Origin of the sequence: Streptomyces sp. NPDC002838 (genome assembly GCF_040295365.1) — a bacterium.
Lineage (GTDB): Bacteria > Actinomycetota > Actinomycetes > Streptomycetales > Streptomycetaceae > Streptomyces.
Window position 1 is genome coordinate 1 of record NZ_JBEOVF010000102.1, and the last position, 17517, is coordinate 17517.

A 17517-nucleotide genomic window follows, 5' to 3' on the forward strand; every position below is an offset into this window, starting at 1 on the left:
CCGCTACGAGAAGACCGCGACCATCTACCTGGCCGGACTCCACATCGCAGGCATCTTCCTCTGGTCCGCCCGATGATCCAAACGAAACGCCCTAGCGCTGGGTGGCTCAAGTGCCCGTTTCGAAGGTCGAGTTGTACGCGGCGATACGCCATGACGCTCGGGTCGAAGGGCTGTCCAGCAGGGCTTTGTCGGCCAAGTACGGGGTGGGCCGCCGGACGGTCGCGATGGCGCTGGAGTCGGTGTGGCCGGCACCGCGCAAGCAGCTCCCGGCCCGGGTCTCGCGCCTGGATGCGTTCAAGGCGACGATCGACCAGATCCTGCGGGATGACCTGGACGCGCCGCGCAAGCAGCGGCACACCGTCAAACGGGTCTTCGACCGGCTGATCGACGAGCACGACGCGCAGGGCGTGACCTACTCGATGGTCCGCGCCTACATCTTCCAGCGGCGCCCGGAGATCCGCGTCGAGGAGGGCCGGGGCCCGCCACAGGCGTTCGTGCCGCAGACCCACCGCCCCGGCGATGAGGCGGAGGTCGATTTCGGGGACGTCTGGATCCACCTGAACGGCGTTTCGACCAAGGTGTTCCTGTTCTCACTGCGCCTTTCGTTCAGTGGGAAGGCCGTGCACAAGATCTTCGCTTCGTGCGGGTAGGAAGCATTCCTGGAAGGCCACGTCCATGCACTGGAGGTGCTGGGCGGTTATGTGGGTGACAACTCTTCCGCGATCTCACGTTGCCGGCCAGGATGGTCGCTCCCGTCGAGGAGCCCAGATGGCCTGGCAGCCGCAGTTGGTACGACGCCTCGATGCCGCGGGGAACCCCGCGGCATCGCTGGGGCACGCCTTGGTCGACGACTATCTGGAGTTCGTGGCGGCACGCTGCCGGCCGAACACTCTGTTGGCCACCGCCTACGACCTGAAGGTCTTCTTCTCGGTGGTGCCCAAGGAGCCTGCCGACGTCGTCACCGCGGACGTCTTCGCGTTCATCACCGCGCAGAAGAAGCCGAGGCGGGGACCGAAGGTCGTCCGGCTCGAAGACGGTGAAGCAGGACTCTCGGCTCGGACCATCAAGCGCCGACTCGCCAGCATCTCCGGGCTGTTCGGCTACCTCATGACCCGCGACGACCTGGCCATTGATCGCAACCCAGTGCCGACGGGGCTGGCCAACCGCCGCCGCAGCGGCAACCGCGGGGCACCGCTCATGCGTACGCCCCGGACTCTCCCGCGCGTCCTCGGACCGGCTGAGGTCGAAACGGTGCTCGGCGCCGTGAACACCACACGGGATAGGGCCATGGTCCTCGCGATGCTGCTCGGCGGGCTGCGCCGCTGCGAGGTACTCGGCCTGCGGCTGGGCGACCTCTCACCAGGCGAACGTCGGGTCTTCATCAGCGAGGGCAAGGGCGGCCATCAGCGCTTGATACCCGTCTCTGCGCAGTTCTTCAGCGCGGTCGGCAACTATCTGGATCGCGAGCGTCCGCCCGTCGACCACGATCGGCTGTTCGTGGTGCTGCGCGGACCCACCCGCGGCCAACCGCTCTCCGCCGATGGTCTGGACGAGATTCTCGATGGTGTCCGGAAGCGAACAGGACTACCGAGGCTGACCTGTCATCAGCTCCGCCACACCTGCCTGACCCGGCTGCGGGAGGCGGGCATGGCCCTGGAAGCGGTACAGGCCCAGGCTGGCCACCGCTCCATCGAGTCGACCCGGATCTACATCCACCTGGCGAACAGCTGGCTGGTCGAGCAATACCTTCAGGCCTGTGCCGCCATCGACGCCGACCGGGCGGAGTCCTGATGCGCCGGGCCCGCGCCGCCGCCCTGCCGATCGTGCGCCCGGACCTTGTCGAGTTCTACCTCGCCCACCGGGCCGCGCAGGGCATGAACACCGACCACAAGGTCCGCTGGGGCGCCCGAGTCCTACTCGCCGCAGTGCCCGACCTCGACGACTTCCGCAAGCTGCCGCTGGAACGCCAGCTTGCTTTCAACCACGAGACGCACCGGTTCATCAGCTGGCTGGCGGTCACCGGACGCATGCAGCCGGGCGCCGACTACCTGGTCGCCCGGCGTCCGAGGCTGGGCATCGTGCTCGCACGCACCGAGCCAGAACTGCACCTGCGGTTCATGGAGACCGCCCGCACACTGGGCTTCCGCGACACGGTGGCCATGACCCAGTTCAACCTGCTGGCCCACTTCATCGCCCTGTTCGGACAGCAGCCGGACCAGCTGCAACAGAGCGACTGGGACCAGGGACGCCGCCTGCTGCTGGAGGCGGCCCGCCGCATCCCCAATCGCGGTGTCAAGGCCCTCTCGACCGCCTTGTTCAACCTGGAAGCGACGCTCTTCCACTGCGAGTTGACCGACCAGCTCCCACGCCGTCGCTCCCCGGACCACGCCGACATACGCGCCCGCGAGTGGGCCCGCGTCCCTGCCGGGCTGGCGGACACGATGCAGCACTATCTGCAGCAGATCGCCGGGACGCTGCGGCCGGGAACCGTGAAGAACACTGAGCTGACACTGCGGGAGTTCGCCCTCCTGGTGGCCGCCGAGGACACGGCCGTGACCTGCGTCGCGGAGCTCAAGCGGCGGCACGTCGAACGCTACCGGCAGTGGCTGCTTGAGCGGCCGGCCGCCCGCGGAGGACCGCTGCACCGGCACACCGTCCGCGACCGGCTCAGCAAACTCCGCGGCTTCTTCGGCCGCCTGGATGAGTGGGATGCCGCCGACCGGCCGCCCCGCCAGCTGGTCTTCGACAGCGACTTCCCGATCGCGGACGAACCACTGCCTCGCTTCCTCGATGACGCCGCGGCCGCCAAACTGCTGGCCGCCGCCCGCCAGGACTCCGACCCGTTCACCCGGCTGGCCATCGAGATCCTCGCCCGCACCGGGATGCGCCGCAGCGAGATGCTCGGCCTCACCGTCGACGCGGTCGTGCAGATCGGCTCCGCCTACTGGCTCCGCGTCCCGGTCGGCAAGATGCACACCGACCGCTACGTCCCCCTGCACCCGCAGTTGAAGACGCTGCTGGACGACTGGCTGCTGCACCGCCCCGAGGGCCTGCGCTCGAACCTGCTGTTCACCGACCACGGCCGCCCGGTCAATGCCTCCCGCATTGAGGCCGCGGTCCGCAAGGCAGCCGAGCGGGCTGGACTCGGCCGGGTCACCCCGCACTAGCTCCGGCATACTCTGGCCACTCAGGCGATCAACCGGGGCATGTCGCTGGAGGCCATCGCCGCATTGCTTGGACATAGGTCGTTGTCCATGACCCGTGTTTACGCCCGGATCGCCGACCGCACCGTCGCCGACGAGTACTTCGCCGTCTCGGAGAAGGTGGAGGCACTCTACGACGCCCCGCGTCAGCTGCCGGCCGATGCCGAGGGCTCGGAGATGGCCAAGCTTCGCCGGGAGATGCATCGCCGGATGCTCGGCAACGGCTACTGTGCTCGCCCCGTCGAGATGGACTGCCACTTCGAGTCGATCTGTGAATCGTGCACGTTCTTCGTCACCACGATCGAGTTCCGGCCCACCCTCGAACGCCAGCGAGACGACGCGGCAGCGAAGGGACAAGTCACACGCGAGCAGATCTTCGACGGACTCCTCAGCAGACTCGATGGAGAAGCGTCCTGACGGCCCCATTCAAGCTGAACGATCCGGCCAGATGTGATGTGACGCCGATATCAACAAAAGGGCGCCCGCTGGGATCGCAAGGCGTCCGCACTGCGATCCCATCGGGCATGGAGTCATCCACGCTGCATCACTCCACGGCGTCAGGCGCTTCGACCGTAAACGTCACAAATTCGATTTCGGCATCAGAGGGCAGGCTGGGATAGTGGCCTTGGAGGCCCTTCTTGAGCTGGTCGATGCTCGTGAAGCCATCGAGCCGAGCCTGTTCGGCGGTGAGGCGATCGAGCCGGTGGCGTTCGACGCCGGTGACGGTGCCCTCCAACGTGCGGGGGGCTTCGTCGTCCTCGAAGAGGAAGATTGCGGGACCCGGCGCGATCGGATCTTCATAGCGGACGGTGGAGGTCTTCCGTGCGGTAGCAATGTCTTCGTAGTAGCGCTTGTTGAACCGAACAATTCGACGCGCATCCGCATCGGGGTAGAAGTAGGTATCCGGCAGAAGCCTCCGGATCGGGCGCAGTGCCGGTCCGTCGTCGGTCGGTACGGCGACGAAGACGTCGGGATGGAGGTCGAGAAGCGCTTGGCGGCAGCGGCCGCACGGCGGGATCAGGCCGCGACCCCGATCTCCCGCGGCAGCGATTGTGACGAGCGGGCCGACTCCCGCTGCTGCTGCGGCACCGAGCACGACGAGCTCGGCGCACGGTCCGCCGGTGAAGTGGTAGACGTTGACCGCCTCATGGATCCTGCCGGCCGTGTCCATCGCCGCTGCGGCCACGGTGTGGTTCGGGTCGCTTCCGAGGGAAGCTGCGAGCCGTTCCGCAGCCTCGATGACGCGGCGCTCGGAGTCGAAGAGCTTGATGGAGACCATGGCGCCGACCCTAGATCGACCCAGCCGGACTCCTCGACACAATTGTTCTCATGAAGCTTGCCCTCAGCGTGGTCGGCGGCTTGACATCGAGACCCGCATATTAGAGGCGTGCCGACGGGCAAGGTCCGCTACGACAATCTGCGCGCCGCGGTCAGCCAGGTCTGGGCCGTACCCGGGGCCGGGTGGAAAGCGACCGCTGGACGGCGTTCCGCTCGCACGTCTCGATCAACAGCTTCTACTGCAATCCCGGCATCGACGGCGCCCACGAGAAAGGCGGCGTCGAGGGGCAGATCGGCTGGTTCCGCAGAAACCACCTGGTCCCCGTCCCGAAAGTCACCTCGCTGGCCGAGCTGAACGCGATGGTGGAGCGCTGGGACGAGGAGGACGACGCCCGCCGGATCATGCAGCGGGCGCTGACCATCGGTGAGATGTTCGCCGTCGAGCGCCCGCTGCTGGTCCCGCTGCCCGAGGAGGACTTCGAGACCGGGCTGGTGTCCTCGCTGCGGGTGAACCGCTACAGCCAGGTCAGCGTGCGCACCAACCACTACTCGGTGCCGGTGCGGCTGATCGGCCGGCTGGTGCGGGTCGTGCTGCACGCCTCCGAGCTGGTGGTCTACGACGCGCACAAGGAAGTCGCCCGCCACGAGCGGCTGATCGCCAAGGGCGGCTCCCGGCTGGTGCTGGACCACTACCTGGAGGCCCTGGTCCGCAAACCGGGCGCGCTGCCAGGGGCGACCGCGCTGGACCAGGCCAGGTCGGCGGGCAAGTTCACCCCGGTCCACGACGCCTGGTGGCAGGCGGCCTGCACCGCCCACGGCGACGCGGAGGGCACCCGCGCGCTGATCGCGGTCCTGCTGCTGCAACGGAAAATATGGTCCACGAGCATGTCGTGGCAGGGATCGCGACCGCGCTGCGGGCCGGCGCGCTGACCGCCGACGCGGTCGCCCTGGAGGCCCGCAAGTGGGGCGAGGCCGACCAGGGCGTCGAGCAGCCGGCCGACCTGGTCATCCGGCCGCGCCGGGTGGACGGCGGGGCGACGGTGACCTCGCTGACCGAGCGGCGCCTGGCCGCACTGCCGCCCGACCCCAGGCCGCTGCCGTCGGTGGCCGCCTACGACCAGCTGCTGCGATTCCGCCGGCGTCCCGCCGACGGCCAGGCATACCAGGAAGAGGCACCGTGACCGCCAAGCGCAACCGCGGACTGACCGAACAGGCCGCCGACACCGCGGTGGACCAGGCGTGCCGGATGCTCCGGCTGCCCACCATCCGCTCCCAGTACCCCGAGCTGGCCGAAGCCGCCGCCCGTGACCAGATGACGTATCGCGGGTTCCTGGCCGAGCTGCTGCTGTCCGAATGCGATGACCGGGCCCGTCGGCGTTCCGAGCGGCGGATCAAGCGGCTGGCTTTCCGCGCGAGAAGTCGATCCGGCAGTTCGACTTCGACGCCAACCCCGTCATCGACGCGGCCGCCATCCACACCCTCGCCAAGTGCGACTGGGTCAAGAAGGGCCTGCCGCTGTGCTTGATCGGCGACAGCGGAACCGGCAAGTCCCATCTGCTGATCGCGCTGGGCACCGAGGCGGCGATGCACGAGTACCGGGTGAAGTACGTACTGGCCACCAAGCTCGTCAACGAGCTCGTGGAGGCCGCCGACGAGAAGCTGCTGGCCAAGACCATCGCCCGCTACGGCCGCGTCGACCTTTTGTGCATTGATGAACTCGGCTATATGGAGCTTGACCGTCGCGGGGCGGAGCTGCTGTTCCAGGCTTTGACGGAGCGTGAGGAAAAGAATTCTGTGGCGATCGCCTCCAACGAATCCTTTGGAGGGTGGACCAAAACCTTTACGGATCCAAGGCTCTGCGCGGCCATAGTGGACCGGTTGACGTTCGGCGGGAACATCATCGAGACCTGCACCGACTCCTACCGGCTGGCGGCCACCCGCGCCCGCGCCGAACAACAGGCCGCAGCACAGCAGGCTGCCGACTGACTCCCGACCGCAGACCAACGTCTGCTGTCGGCGTGCGGACTCGCGTGCACAGGCGCGTACGGGTGAACGTGCACAGGGACGTGGCGTGTTGGGGGCAGGTGTTCGGTGACGAAGGTGATCAGTGTTGCCGGTCGCTGGTCAGAGCCTGCCGCCCCATGCGCCGATCGTGTCGGCGATGGCCTGGGGTTGGTCCTCGGGTGCGTGGTGACCAGCCGGGCCGCCGTGTCGGGTTTGCAGCGCGGTGATGTTCGCCGCGCACCAAACGGCCATTTCCTTGCCGATCGGCAAGGAACGGCGAGGAGTCGAAGGTGAGGAGCAGCTTGGGGACCTCACCGCTGCCCGCCAGCCACTTGCCGTAGTGCTCGATCCGTTCGGCGACCTCGGCCGGCTCCCCGTCCAGCGGTAGCGAGCGTGCTGTTCCAGCACCGGGCGACGGCGAGTTGGGATGCCTGCTCGCCGAGCGCGGCGGGCTAGACATCGGAGGCGAACGGCCTGTTGGCCGCGAGCTCCGAGTGCCCGGGAGTTCGCGGCCAGCAGTGTGTCCTAACGGGTGGCGATCCGGTGGTCGTCCTTGATGTGGGTGAGGAAGAAGTCCCGGACGTCCTCGGCGAGCAGGTCCGGCACCTCCATGGCGGCGAAGTGGCCGCCTCGCTCGAACTCCGACCAGTGCCTGATGTCGTACAGTCGCTCGGCCAGCGGTCGCACCGACTGCGTGATGTCGTGCGCGAACACCGCCACGCCAACTGGTACCGGGCACGGCTCGATCCGCTGCGGAGCCTCGTGGTGCAGCCGCGCTGAGGAAGCCGCGGTGGCGGTCAGCCAGTAGAGCGAGATGTCGGTGAGCATGCGATCGTCACTGATTGGCGAGCGAGGGTCGGTCCACTGTGCGAAGCGCTCGGCGATCCAGGCCAGCTGGCCGACCGGCGAGTCGGTCAGCGCGTAGCCGATGGTTTGCGGGGTGAGGGCCTGCAGAGCCTGGTACGGCGGACGGTTCGCCATCAGCTGCCTGACCTTGTCCAGCCGGGCTTCATCCGTTTCGGACAGTTCGATGTCGGCGTCCGGGGCCGGCCGGGTCGGCAGGTAGTTGACGTGCACCCCGACGACTTGCTCGGGTACCACCGCGCCGAGCGCCGTCGAGATGCCCGAGCCGAAGTCGCCGCCCTGCGCGCCATAGCGCTCGTACCCGAGACGGCGCATGAGCTCGGCCCAGGCCCGCGCGACCCGGACCATATCCCAGCCGCGCTCGTGGGTCGGCCCGGAGAAGCCGTAACCAGGGATGGACGGGATCACCAGGTGGAAGTCGCGCGACAGCGGTTCGATCACGTCGAGGAACTCCAGGAACGAACCGGGCCAGCCGTGAGTGAGGATCAGCGCGAGCGCGTCCGGTTTCGAAGACCGGACGTGGACGAAGTGGATGTTCTGGCCGTCGATCTCGGTGGTGAAGTGCGCAAGCTCGTTGAGCTTGGCCTCGTGCTCGCGCCAGTCGTAGCCGGTTCGCCAGTATTCGGCCAGCTCCTTGAGCCGCGCCAGCGGGAAGCCGTAGTCCCACCCGGCGTCGGCGACCTCGTTGGGCCAACGGGTGCGGGAGAGCCGGTCGGTCAGGTCGTCGAGGTCGGCCTGGGGGATGTCGATGCGGAACGGCTTGATCATGGTCTCAACTCCAGGGGCTTCATTCGGCGTCCAAAAGTTCGGACGGCCAGCGTTTGGTGCACCAAATCGTTCGTCACACTAACGTTCCTCTTGTTAGCGACGATAGTTTGTTAGTGGGACTAACGCAACGTACGATCGCGGCATGAGCAACAGCACGCCCGACAAGGCGAGCTCGACCGACCGCCTGGCCACTGCCGCGCGGCTGCGGAATCTGGGGACCCGGCTTCTGGCACTGGCCGCGATCCAGTCGGATCGCCTGGTGAACGAGGAGTTGGCGCGCGCGGGCGCCCGCAAGTGGCATTACGCGGCGCTCGCCACGCTGGACGAGTTCGGACCCGCCAGCCAGGCGGAGCTGAGTCGCCGGACGGGGATCTACCGCAGCGACATGGTCACGGTGATCAACGAGCTGGCCGATCGCGGACTGGTGGAACGCTCACCCAACCCTGCCGATCGCCGGCAGAACATCATCGCCGTCACCAAGCAGGGGCACCGGCAACTACTGAAGCTGGACAAACTGCTTGCCGGGGTGGAAAACGAGGTGCTTGCGCCACTGACCCCCTCGGAACGCGAGCAGTTGGCCCGACTCCTCGCCGCCCTTGTGGATCACCACGGCCAGAACATGTGAACAAGCCGGGCCCCCTCATCCGGATCGAAGCAGTGCACGTACACATCGCTGTGCACGTCCATCCGTACGCAGCTATGTGCATCAATCCGTACGCCGACATCTGCACCCTCTACCGGCGCTGGGGCCCCGCTCTACAGCCGTTGGGTCAGCGGTTGGGAGGTCCGGACGAATGCCGGGCCGGTGGCCGGTGCCTTACCCCGAACGTGAGCCCGCGCCATGGCGGACAGGTCCCTCCACCAGGGAGGATGCCCGTCATGGCCACTGACCAGAACACCGTTCCCGCACGTTCCACCCACCCGATGCCCCTGGTCTTCGGTGCGGGAGCGGCCATCGGCGTCCTGGGCGGGATGATCGGCCTGGGCGGCGCGGAGTTCCGCCTGCCGCTGCTGATCAGCCTGTTCGGGTTCGCCGCGCTCTCCGCGGTCATCCTGAACAAGGCGATGAGCCTGGTCGTGGTGCTGGTCGCGCTGCCCGCACGGCTCGCAGCGGTTCCCGCCTCCGCACTGGCCGCGCACTGGACGATCGCGGTCAACCTGCTGGCCGGAAGCCTGATCGGCGCCTGGGCCGGAGCGACGTGGGCGGTGCGGATGTGCAGCTCCACCCTCTACAAGGTGCTGGCCGCCCTGATGGTGCTCATGGCCGCGGCCCTGCTGGTCACCCACGTCACCACCGTCGGGACGCTGTCGCTGCCGCTGTGGGCGCAAGTGCCCCTGGGCGTGGTCGCCGGGTTCGGCATCGGGGTGGTCGCCGCGATCATGGGTGTGGCCGGCGGCGAGCTGCTGATCCCGACGATCGTGCTGCTGTTCGCCGTGGACATCAAGACGGCAGGGAGTCTGTCCCTGCTGGTGTCGCTGCCGACCATGCTGGTCGCCTTCGCCCGATACAGCCGGGACGGCAGCTTCGCGGTGCTGGGCGCCAACCGCCGCTTCACCCTGGTCATGGCCGCAGGCTCAATCGCCGGCGCGATGCTGGGCGGGCTGCTGGTCGGCGTGTTCTCGGACCTGGTGCTCATCCCCGTGCTGGCCTTGATCCTGCTCGTCTCCTCGGCCAAGCTCGCCCGTCACGACTGACGCCGCGCAGACGGCCCTGGGCACCGTGGGCCGACACCTCCCAAAGTGGAGTCACTTCTCACCTACCAAACGAGACCCTCCGGCCGCCAGGTGGAGTCAGAACTCACCTACAAACGGAGTCAACGAACACCTACGAAGCCAGCCGCCACTATGAACGGCAGCCGCGGCCGCTGCCGGCACCCGGGCACCGAACGAGCGTCGACGGCGGAGTAGCAGTCACCCTGGAAGGAGACATGGTCCTCGCGGAGGAGCCGATCGAGCAGCTCGACGAACTCGACGAACCTGCGAACCCGGCTCTTCGGCGCTCCCGCCCCGAAAACGTCGACATCGTACCCGCCCTCCGCGCCGGCGCCGGCGCCGGCGCCGAGAGTGAGACGCCCTTCGCTGATCTCGTCGAGGCCGATCAGGTCGCGGGAGAAGGCCACCGGGTGGCGGAAGTTCGGGCTGGCCACAAGCGTGCCGATCTCCAGCCGCGACGTGACCAGTGCGGCGAGGGTCAGCGTCGGCACCGTGCCGTACCACGGGCCGTCGAGCAGCCCGTCCCAGCCAAGATGGTCGAAAGTCCAGCCGTGGTCGAACCCGTACTCTTCGACGCTTGCCCAGATCTTCCGGGCGGATTCTCCGGAATACTCCGGCAATACCGTCATCCCCACGCGCATGTGCGCCTCCTCGTCCTCTCCGCACAGCCTGCCGCCACCCGGCGCGGTTCCAATGCGCAAGGCATGCAAGTCCTCGGGCCCCGACCGCACATCCCGTGCACCGTCCTGTCCGTACGGCTCGGCCGGCCTGAGCACTCACATGGTGCAGGGCCCTCGATCTGCCAGTGTGAGCGGATCATCCCCACTCTTCGAGGATGGCAGTACCTCTATGTTCGCGTATCGGTCACTGTGACAAATACGCGAACACTGCCCCTACTGGTCATCGTTGGCGCGATGGCACTGAGCTGCGGTTCCGAGGTTCAAAACCACTCACTCAGGGGCAGCCCACCACGTGCCGGACTACCAGCAGGCAAGGTTGCGCGACCAAAAAACGGGTTGCCGTTGAAGCTCGTGATGCGGATGCTTCCACCGTGAAGATGCACGCCAACCAGCTGACGGTGTCACCTGAGACGGTGCGCACGTTGGTAGATCACCAGTTTCCTGAGTGGCGGAGCCTGCCAGTCAGGAGCATCGCTGCGCAGGGTACGGTCAACGCCATCTTCCGCATTGGCGATCGGTTCGCAGCCCGGTTCCCTCTTGAGTCCGCAGACATCGAGTCGACGCGGCGCTGGCTGGAGTCCGAAATGGAAGCGGCGCGCGAGCTGGTAGGTCACACTCGTTTCCCCACACCCGAGCCGGTCGCGCTTGGTGAACCCGGGGCAGGCTACCCGCTTCCGTGGTCGGTACAGACGTGGTTGCCCGGCGTCGTGGCCGCCAACGAGGACCCAGGCGAATCGTCTGCGTTTGCCCGCGACTTGGCCGATCTCATCGGCGACCTACGCGCGATCGACACGCATGGCCGCACGTTCGCCGGCACAGGTCGAGGAGGCGACCTGCAGTCCCATGACGCGTGGATGGAGACCTGTTTCAGACACAGTGAGCAACTCCTGGATGTCCCTCGGCTTCGCCGCATCTGGGCAACTTTGCGTGAGCTGCCGCGAGGTGCAGCTGAGGACGCCATGGCCCATTGCGATCTGATTCCTGGCAACGTGCTCGTGTCCGCTGGTCGGCTTGCGGGGATTCTCGACGTTGGCGGCTTCGGGCCGGCTGACCCTTCGCTGGATCTCGTGAGCGCGTGGCATTTGCTCGAGGCTGGGCCGCGGCAGGTGCTCCGCGATCACCTGGGCAGCGACGACCTTGAGTGGGAGCGAGGCAAGGCGTGGGCTTTCGTTCAAGCGATGGGGTTGGTCTGGTACTACGTCGAAAGCAACCCGGCCATGAGTCGGATGGGTCAACGATCCTTGGAACGTGTCATGGCGGATAAATCGCTCACGTGACGTGTTCGCCCTGAGCATGGCCGCTGACCATCTTGATCGTGAGGTTGAGGCAGCCGACACGGGAAACTGTCACGTGTCGGCGACGCGTGGATCGTGACCCACTTCCGAGGCGCGGATTCCAAGATCATGGAGTTCTCTGCGCCCCGTGATCCGAGTGGAAGACCGTGCCTGCCGACGCATCACCGCTGATCCCGCCTGCCCTTGACCAGCTCCGCGCGCATCCCAAGGTCGTATCCGACGAGGTTCCGCCCTGCTGGAGCGGCTGGCCGAGGTGCCCGACCCGCGAGACCCACGCGGCGTACGGCACGCTCTGGTTGCCGTGCTCGCGCTGACCGCGTGTGCGGTTCTGGCGGGGGCGACCTCTGCATTGGCGGTCAGCGAGTGGATCGCCGACGCCCCGCCGCACATCCTTCAACGCCTCGGCGTACGCCTCGACCCACTGTTCCCGAAGCGGTTTCTGCCTGCGGAAACGACGGTCCGGCGGCTGCTGGCCCGCATCGACGGCGACGCGCTGGACCGGGCGGTCGGACGCTGGCTCGCCGACCGCCGACCGCCGACCGAAGGCGACCAGGCTGCGCGGCCTCGCAGTGGACGGCAAAAGTCTGCGCGGCGCGGCCAAGGCGAAGGGCCGCAGGATCCACCTGCTCGCCGCACTGGAACACGCCACCGGTCTGGTCCTGGCCCAGCTGGACGTCGGCGAGAAGACGAACGAGATCACCTGCTTCCAGCCGCTGCTGGACACCGTCGCCGACCTCGCAGGAGCCGTCGTCTCCAGCGACGCCATGCACACCCAGCGCGAGCACGCCGACTACCTCCTCGGCCGGGGTGCCCACTACATCGTGATCGTCAAGGGCAACCAGAAGAAGCTGCGCCAGCAGATCAAGTCCCTTCCCTGGAAGGACATCCCGCTTCAGGGACGCACCCGGGGCATCGGCCACGGTCGCTCGGAGATCCGCAGGATCAAGGTCGCCGCCGTGAACAGCCTCGTCTTCCCCGGAGCCCGCCAGGCTGTCCAGGTCAAGCGCCGGCGCACCGACCGCAAGACCGGCAAGGCCACCGTCAAGACGGTCTACGCCGTCACCAGCCTGGCCGCCGAGCAGGCCACCGCGGCCCAGCTCGCCGAACTCGTTCGCGACCATTGGAAGATCGAGGCCCTGCACCATGTGCGCGACACCACCTTCACCGAGGACGCCTCCCAGCTGCGGACCGGCAATGCGCCCCGCGCGATGGCCACCTGGCGCAATCTCGCCATCGGAGCCCTCCGCACGGCCGGAGTGAAGAACATCGCGGCTGGCCTCCGCCGGAACGCCCGCGACCCTCGCCGCCCCCTCGCACTCCTCGGCCTCGGATGATCACGAACCGGACGTCTTGTGACTACGCCGAAGCCCTGGGGGCGTGCTGGACCAGGCTTTCCACCAGCGTTGGAGCAACGACGCAGCGTGCGGCGCCGAGCAAAGGTCGCAGTAAGAGCGAGGATCGAGACCGTGCTCCCGTAGAACACGGCAGCAATCGCGGAGAGGAGCCCGATCGTCATCGGGCACGCACCTTTCTTCCCCCGTTCGGCCCACCCGGCTCACAGCCTGGGCGGGCGTTGATGCGTTTCCTCTCCACCATACGCGCGCCGTCAACTCCCTCTCGTTTCAAGCTCATCACTGTCCGGTAACCACCTATGGCTACGGACCGCGTAACGGTTGTGCCTGTGACCCGCGCACCGACCACCACCTCGACGTCCTGCCGCTCACCGACGTAAGCCTGGACGGCCGCATCGGCAAGGCGGGCAGCATGTCCGGGCATCATTCCGATACTCGACGAGCACATCGTCGCCGTACGGGGACGGGGGCCCAGCCTGGCCAAACCGGCGAACCTATGCGGTCACGGCACTAGACGCGGCCTGAAGTCCAGCGATGCGACACCTATGGGGAAGGGTCAGAAGAGGCCAGCGTGACGTCGGCCTCGCTGCTCTTCGTCCTCCTGCTGTCCCTGGTGATCTGAGAGGTCTTGAGGCCCGCGAGCGCAGGTCAGTCGGCTCGCCACGCAAGGATGGCCAGCCCCGCCGACACCGCGGCAGCGATCGCGGCGATCACCACGAGGCCCGAGGTCAATGCCGCGTCGGCGGCGTGTAGCAGGTCCGCACCGGCTGCCGGCGGTAGTTCCGTCGAGGCCGCCGCCGCCTGGCTGTGGCCCTCCCGGGCGGCCTCTGCGGAATCCGGCGGCAGGGTGCGCGGGATGTGGACGCCGATGTGCTGCCGGTACACGCCGGCACCGATGCTGCCCAGGACCGCGACGCCGAGGGCGAGTCCGAATTCGGTGCCGGTCTCGGACAGTGCCGACGCTGCTCCGGCCTTGCGTGGTGGTGCCGAGCCCACTATGAGATCGGTGCTGAGGGCCATGATCGGTCCCTGTCCGAGATACACGACGACGATGCTGAGCACGACCAGTGGCAGTCCCGAATCCGCGGTCAGTTGGGTGAGGGTCGCGAACCCGGCCGCGGAGGTCAGCAGTGAGATGCCGACGATCCGTCCGGGTGCGAACCTCCGTGCGAGCCCGGGGGCCAGCACGGAGGTCAGGACCATCGCGCCGGACGACGGGAGCAACCACAGGCCCGCCTGCAACGGCGACAGCTTGGCGACCTGTTGCAGATAGTGCGTGACGAGCAAGTAGACGCCCGCGGTTGCGGAGATGCCGACCGTCATCACGATCATCGCGACCCGGAATTGCCGCACGTTGAACAACTTCACGTCGATCAACGGGTCGGGAATCACCAATTGACGCCGCACGAACAAGGCACCGGAAATGGTGCCCGCGCCGATCGAAATCATGCTGGTCGTGATGGGGCTGCCCGCGACGAGGTGTTTGATGCCGTAGATCGCTGGCAGCACGCTCGCCAGGGAGAGGGCGACGCTGATCAGGTCGACGCGACCGGGCGCGGGGTCACGGTGCTCTGGCAGTACCAACGGCGCCGTGACCAGCAATAGCGCCATCACGGGCACGGCGATAAGGAAGGCCGAGCCCCACCACCACGATGCCAACAGGGCGCCGCCGACGACGGGGCCGAGCGCGACGCCGCCCGAAAGGCACGCCGCCCAGATTCCAATGGCCATCCCGCGCTGCGTCGGGTCCCGGAACATGTTGCTGATCAGCGCGAGCGTGGACGGCATCAGCGTTGAACCGGCGACACCGAGCAGTGCGCGCGCCGCGATGAGCGCCGTCGGCGTCGGTGCGTAGGCGGCGATGACCGATCCGGCGGCGAACGCCGCGGCGCCCATGAGGAGTAACCGGCGCCGGCCGATGCGATCACCGAGGTTGCCCATCGGCACCAGGAAGGCGGCGATCAGAAACCCATAGCTGTCGGTGATCCACAACAGTTCGGTGGCGGTGGGCCGCAGGCTCGCCGCCAGCTGTGGTGTGGCCAGGTAGAGCACCGTGATGTCTGCGGCGAGCAGGAGGGTGGGCAGGGCGAGCACCGCAAGCCCCAGCCAGGTCCGCAGGCTCGCCTGTTCGGTGGTCACAACCGATCGACTTGTCATGCAGCCGACGCTAAAGTCTCACACCGATGTCAGAGTCAAGCCCGGGAGAACCCATGCGAATCGGCGAGCTCGCACGTCGCACCGGTGTCAGTGAGCGGTTGCTCCGCTACTACGAGGATCAGGGCCTGCTCGCCCCGACTCGACGCCCGAGCGGCTACCGGGAGTACTCACCATCGGATGTGGTCGTGGTGGCGCACATCCGCAACCTCCTGGCCGCCGGCCTGTCCACAGCCACGATCGCCGACGTGCTGCCGTGCATGGGCAAGGACGGAGAACGGCTTATCGCCGACTGCCCCGAACTCGTCGACGACCTCCACCGTGAGCGTGAACGGATAACCGCATCCATTCACGTACTCGAAGCCGCCCGCGCCACCCTCGACACCATCATCGCCACCGCGCCACCCACGCTCACGCGAACCGCGGCCACTTAGAAGCCGTATCTCAACCGATCATGGGACGTGCGGGTCGAACAGGTTTCCCGCCGAAGTGACCTTCCCGTTGTACGCGCATGACGACAGGGCCTCTCGGTAACTCGGGGATGCGAATCTAACCGAGCAGTGCCGGGAGGCCCTGGTGTCGTTGTTGTACGCGCCCGAGCCCGTTCAGTTCAACTCGGCTGCTCCATCGTGTGATTGCCTCGCGCATGTGTACGGCAACGCGGCCGACCATCCGGACCGGGAACGCCGGTATCCCTCGGACACGTCGGACGCGGAATGGGCGGCCATCCGGCCTTTGCTACCGGTGCCGGCCTGGCTCCAGGGCCGGGGCGGGCAGCCCGAGGGCTACTGCCAGATACCGGACGCGATCCGTTACCTGGTCGTGGGCGGGATCTCCTGGCGGGCGATGCCCGTGGACTTCCCCGATTGGGGCCGGGTCTACGCCTTCTTCCGCCGCTGGCGCGAGCACGGCCTGATCACAGAGTTCCACGACCGGCTGCGCGGACGGATCCGGGATCGGGAGGGCCGTGAGGCGAAGCCGACGGCCGGGATCATCGATGCGCAGTCGGTGAAGGCCGCGGCCTCGGTGCCGCACACCATGACCGACTGCCTCCGTCTGCTGCCGGTCGTCGCGGTGACCGCCGCGAACGTCGGGGACCGGGATACCACGGTGGGCCTGCTGCAGCGGCTGCGCCGCCTGCACCGTGACATCTGCCTGATCTGGCCGACAGCGGCTACACCGGCGGCCTGGTCGACTGGTGCCGGCAGAAACTCGCGCTCACCCTTCAGGTCGTCAAGCCCACCGACAACATGGAGGCGTTCGTGGTGCTGCCCAGGCACTGGGTGGCAGAGCGCACGTTCACGTGGCTGATGCATTCACGCCGACCGGTCCGGAACTACGAGACGTTGCCGACCAGCAGCGAGGCTGCGATCCAGTGGGCGATGGTCACACGGATGAGGCGGCCTCCGGCGCGGGCACGGGCCGCCGTCCAGCGCTGAACATCCCCGACATCTCCTGCACGAGCCACCCACACCCCGCCGGGCGCCTGACCTTCGAGCGCACCCCCTCGGACCTTCGCCGACGTCGCCTCAAAGCCCAGCTCCACCGTGATCTCCTTGGCCTTCAGCGGTCCGGCCCGTCGGCTGCCGCTCGTCGAGCACGCCCAGGATCCGCTGGGAGCCCAGCACCAGCACCAGCAATCCTTCGCGCCAAGGTGGCACCACCGAGCCCGGCACCGGCGCGGGCAAGGGCGCGGCTTCCCGCTCCGCCCCCGCCCCGGTCACACCGGTAGTCTCGGCAACCGAGACAGCCAGAGCCCCGACCAGCTCTTCCCACGCGATCACCCACCGGTCCAGCCCGATCCCGGCGACCTCCAACACCCCAGCCAGCCGGACAACTTCCTCCCACAGCCCATCCACCCGCACACGGGCAGCTGTCTTCCGCTCCTCCAGCATTCCCAGCACCGACGCCATCGCGCACCCCTCGCTCATGGAGCGCGAACAAGATGCCCGATGCCTCCCTCATCCCAAGCCAGGCCATGCCTGACCAGCGGAAATCAAGCGATCATATTCGATTGAGATACGGCTTCTTAGGGGTTGCTGTGTGTGGGGGCTGGGGGGCGTTGATGGAAGGAGGGTCGCCACGGGGTGGGTGGACACCCACGACCAAGGGCGTTGTGAGGGGGTATCCAGTTTAAGCCCCAAGCCCAAAGAAAACAAAAGAACAAAAACCCAAAAAAAAAAAAAAAAAAAAAAAGTATTATGTT

15 protein-coding genes and 6 pseudogenes are annotated in these 17517 nt (G+C 67.4%); 14 read left to right on the plus strand and 7 right to left on the minus strand.

Translation table 11 applies throughout. The features are described from left to right. The first annotated feature begins 110 nt into the window (after window positions 1–110). From ABT063_RS50450 to ABT063_RS50460, 3 genes and pseudogenes are all read left to right on the plus strand, one after another. The gene (locus tag ABT063_RS50450) at window positions 111–650 is read left to right on the plus strand and encodes a hypothetical protein (protein WP_351068814.1); all 540 of its coding nucleotides are present in this window, start codon (window positions 111–113) and stop codon (window positions 648–650) included. 118 nt (window positions 651–768) lie between these two features. Continuing rightward, window positions 769–1791, plus strand: coding sequence for a tyrosine-type recombinase/integrase (locus ABT063_RS50455; protein ID WP_351068816.1), 1023 nt, complete (start codon window positions 769–771; stop codon window positions 1789–1791). A 368-nt stretch (window positions 1792–2159) separates the two neighbouring features. Then, a pseudogene (locus ABT063_RS50460) lies at window positions 2160–3620 on the plus strand (tyrosine-type recombinase/integrase). 127 nt (window positions 3621–3747) lie between these two features. Here ABT063_RS50460 and ABT063_RS50465 read toward each other — a convergent pair. Continuing rightward, window positions 3748–4482, minus strand: coding sequence for an ASCH domain-containing protein (locus ABT063_RS50465; RefSeq protein WP_351068819.1), 735 nt, complete (start codon window positions 4480–4482; stop codon window positions 3748–3750). A 182-nt stretch (window positions 4483–4664) separates the two neighbouring features. Between ABT063_RS50465 and ABT063_RS50470 the strand changes: the two genes are divergently transcribed. From ABT063_RS50470 to istB, 3 genes and pseudogenes are all read left to right on the plus strand, one after another. Continuing rightward, window positions 4665–5411, plus strand: a complete 747-nt coding sequence (locus ABT063_RS50470) for a Mu transposase domain-containing protein (RefSeq protein ID WP_351068822.1) — start codon at window positions 4665–4667, stop codon at window positions 5409–5411. After that, the gene (locus ABT063_RS50475) at window positions 5372–5662 is read left to right on the plus strand and encodes a hypothetical protein (RefSeq protein ID WP_351068824.1); all 291 of its coding nucleotides are present in this window, start codon (window positions 5372–5374) and stop codon (window positions 5660–5662) included. Before ABT063_RS50470 ends, ABT063_RS50475 begins: the two co-directional genes overlap by 40 nt. After that, window positions 5659–6467, plus strand: a pseudogene (gene istB, locus ABT063_RS50480) (IS21-like element helper ATPase IstB). The gene ABT063_RS50475 and the pseudogene istB overlap by 4 nt, the downstream one beginning before the upstream one ends. A 138-nt stretch (window positions 6468–6605) precedes the next feature. On the opposite strand, the gene ABT063_RS50485 reads toward istB, so the two are convergent. Together ABT063_RS50485 and ABT063_RS50490 are read right to left on the minus strand one after the other, a co-directional pair. Then, window positions 6606–6755, minus strand: coding sequence for a hypothetical protein (locus tag ABT063_RS50485; protein ID WP_351068826.1), 150 nt, complete (start codon window positions 6753–6755; stop codon window positions 6606–6608). A gap of 255 nt (window positions 6756–7010) precedes the next feature. Next, a complete protein-coding gene (locus ABT063_RS50490) occupies window positions 7011–8117 on the minus strand; it encodes an epoxide hydrolase family protein (RefSeq protein WP_351068828.1) in 1107 nt (368 codons plus the stop codon). A gap of 142 nt (window positions 8118–8259) precedes the next feature. Here ABT063_RS50490 and ABT063_RS50495 point away from each other — a divergent pair, with 142 nt between their 5' ends. After that, window positions 8260–8742 carry a MarR family winged helix-turn-helix transcriptional regulator gene (locus ABT063_RS50495; RefSeq protein WP_351068831.1) on the plus strand — a complete coding sequence of 161 codons (483 nt, stop codon included), beginning with the start codon at window positions 8260–8262 and terminating at the stop codon, window positions 8740–8742. A gap of 254 nt (window positions 8743–8996) precedes the next feature. Beyond that, window positions 8997–9812: a sulfite exporter TauE/SafE family protein gene (locus ABT063_RS50500; RefSeq protein ID WP_351068833.1), complete on the plus strand. Its 816-nt coding sequence runs from the start codon at window positions 8997–8999 to the stop codon at window positions 9810–9812. A gap of 119 nt (window positions 9813–9931) precedes the next feature. Here ABT063_RS50500 and ABT063_RS50505 read toward each other — a convergent pair whose 3' ends face one another. Then, a complete protein-coding gene (locus tag ABT063_RS50505; RefSeq protein WP_351068836.1) occupies window positions 9932–10471 on the minus strand; it encodes an LLM class flavin-dependent oxidoreductase in 540 nt (179 codons plus the stop codon). Window positions 10472–10881: 410 nt separating this feature from the next. On the opposite strand from ABT063_RS50505, the gene ABT063_RS50510 reads away from it, so the two are divergent. The 3 genes and pseudogenes from ABT063_RS50510 to ABT063_RS50520 form a co-directional block, all read left to right on the plus strand. Next, window positions 10882–11787, plus strand: coding sequence for an aminoglycoside phosphotransferase family protein (locus ABT063_RS50510; protein ID WP_351068839.1), 906 nt, complete (start codon window positions 10882–10884; stop codon window positions 11785–11787). A 271-nt stretch (window positions 11788–12058) separates the two neighbouring features. Continuing rightward, a pseudogene (locus tag ABT063_RS50515) lies at window positions 12059–12265 on the plus strand (transposase family protein); the annotation flags it as partial. Between the two features lie 109 nt (window positions 12266–12374). After that, window positions 12375–12980: pseudogene (locus ABT063_RS50520) on the plus strand (ISAs1 family transposase); the annotation flags it as partial. 825 nt (window positions 12981–13805) lie between these two features. Here the strand turns inward: ABT063_RS50520 and ABT063_RS50525 are convergent. After that, a complete protein-coding gene (locus tag ABT063_RS50525) occupies window positions 13806–15314 on the minus strand; it encodes an MFS transporter (protein ID WP_351068843.1) in 1509 nt (502 codons plus the stop codon). Between the two features lie 53 nt (window positions 15315–15367). On the opposite strand from ABT063_RS50525, the gene ABT063_RS50530 reads away from it, so the two are divergent. The 3 genes and pseudogenes from ABT063_RS50530 to ABT063_RS50540 all read left to right on the plus strand — a co-directional run. Beyond that, on the plus strand, window positions 15368–15745 hold the full coding sequence (locus ABT063_RS50530) for a MerR family transcriptional regulator (RefSeq protein WP_351068846.1): 378 nt from the start codon (window positions 15368–15370) through the stop codon (window positions 15743–15745). 310 nt (window positions 15746–16055) lie between these two features. Continuing rightward, a pseudogene (locus ABT063_RS50535) lies at window positions 16056–16181 on the plus strand (IS5 family transposase); the annotation flags it as partial. 317 nt (window positions 16182–16498) lie between these two features. After that, a pseudogene (locus ABT063_RS50540) lies at window positions 16499–16639 on the plus strand (IS5 family transposase); the annotation flags it as partial. Window positions 16640–16647: 8 nt separating this feature from the next. Here ABT063_RS50540 and ABT063_RS50545 read toward each other — a convergent pair. Both ABT063_RS50545 and ABT063_RS50550 read right to left on the minus strand, forming a co-directional pair. Beyond that, window positions 16648–16857 (minus strand): hypothetical protein, encoded by a 210-nt coding sequence (locus ABT063_RS50545; RefSeq protein ID WP_351068849.1) that lies wholly within the window; start codon window positions 16855–16857, stop codon window positions 16648–16650. Continuing rightward, the gene (locus ABT063_RS50550) at window positions 16841–17224 is read right to left on the minus strand and encodes a hypothetical protein (protein ID WP_351068851.1); all 384 of its coding nucleotides are present in this window, start codon (window positions 17222–17224) and stop codon (window positions 16841–16843) included. Before ABT063_RS50550 ends, ABT063_RS50545 begins: the two co-directional genes overlap by 17 nt. Window positions 17225–17517 lie beyond the last annotated feature (293 nt).

Coding starts and splice junctions, on each gene's coding strand:
- ABT063_RS50525 (WP_351068843.1), bottom strand. CDS start 15,314: ATGACAAGTCGATCGGTTGTGACCACCGAACAGGCGAGCCTGCGGACC.
- ABT063_RS50530 (WP_351068846.1), top strand. CDS start 15,368: ATGCGAATCGGCGAGCTCGCACGTCGCACCGGTGTCAGTGAGCGGTTG.
- ABT063_RS50455 (WP_351068816.1), top strand. CDS start 769: ATGGCCTGGCAGCCGCAGTTGGTACGACGCCTCGATGCCGCGGGGAAC.
- ABT063_RS50465 (WP_351068819.1), bottom strand. CDS start 4,482: ATGGTCTCCATCAAGCTCTTCGACTCCGAGCGCCGCGTCATCGAGGCT.
- ABT063_RS50550 (WP_351068851.1), bottom strand. CDS start 17,224: ATGGCGTCGGTGCTGGGAATGCTGGAGGAGCGGAAGACAGCTGCCCGT.
- ABT063_RS50495 (WP_351068831.1), top strand. CDS start 8,260: ATGAGCAACAGCACGCCCGACAAGGCGAGCTCGACCGACCGCCTGGCC.
- ABT063_RS50505 (WP_351068836.1), bottom strand. CDS start 10,471: ATGCGCGTGGGGATGACGGTATTGCCGGAGTATTCCGGAGAATCCGCC.
- ABT063_RS50500 (WP_351068833.1), top strand. CDS start 8,997: ATGGCCACTGACCAGAACACCGTTCCCGCACGTTCCACCCACCCGATG.
- ABT063_RS50490 (WP_351068828.1), bottom strand. CDS start 8,117: ATGATCAAGCCGTTCCGCATCGACATCCCCCAGGCCGACCTCGACGAC.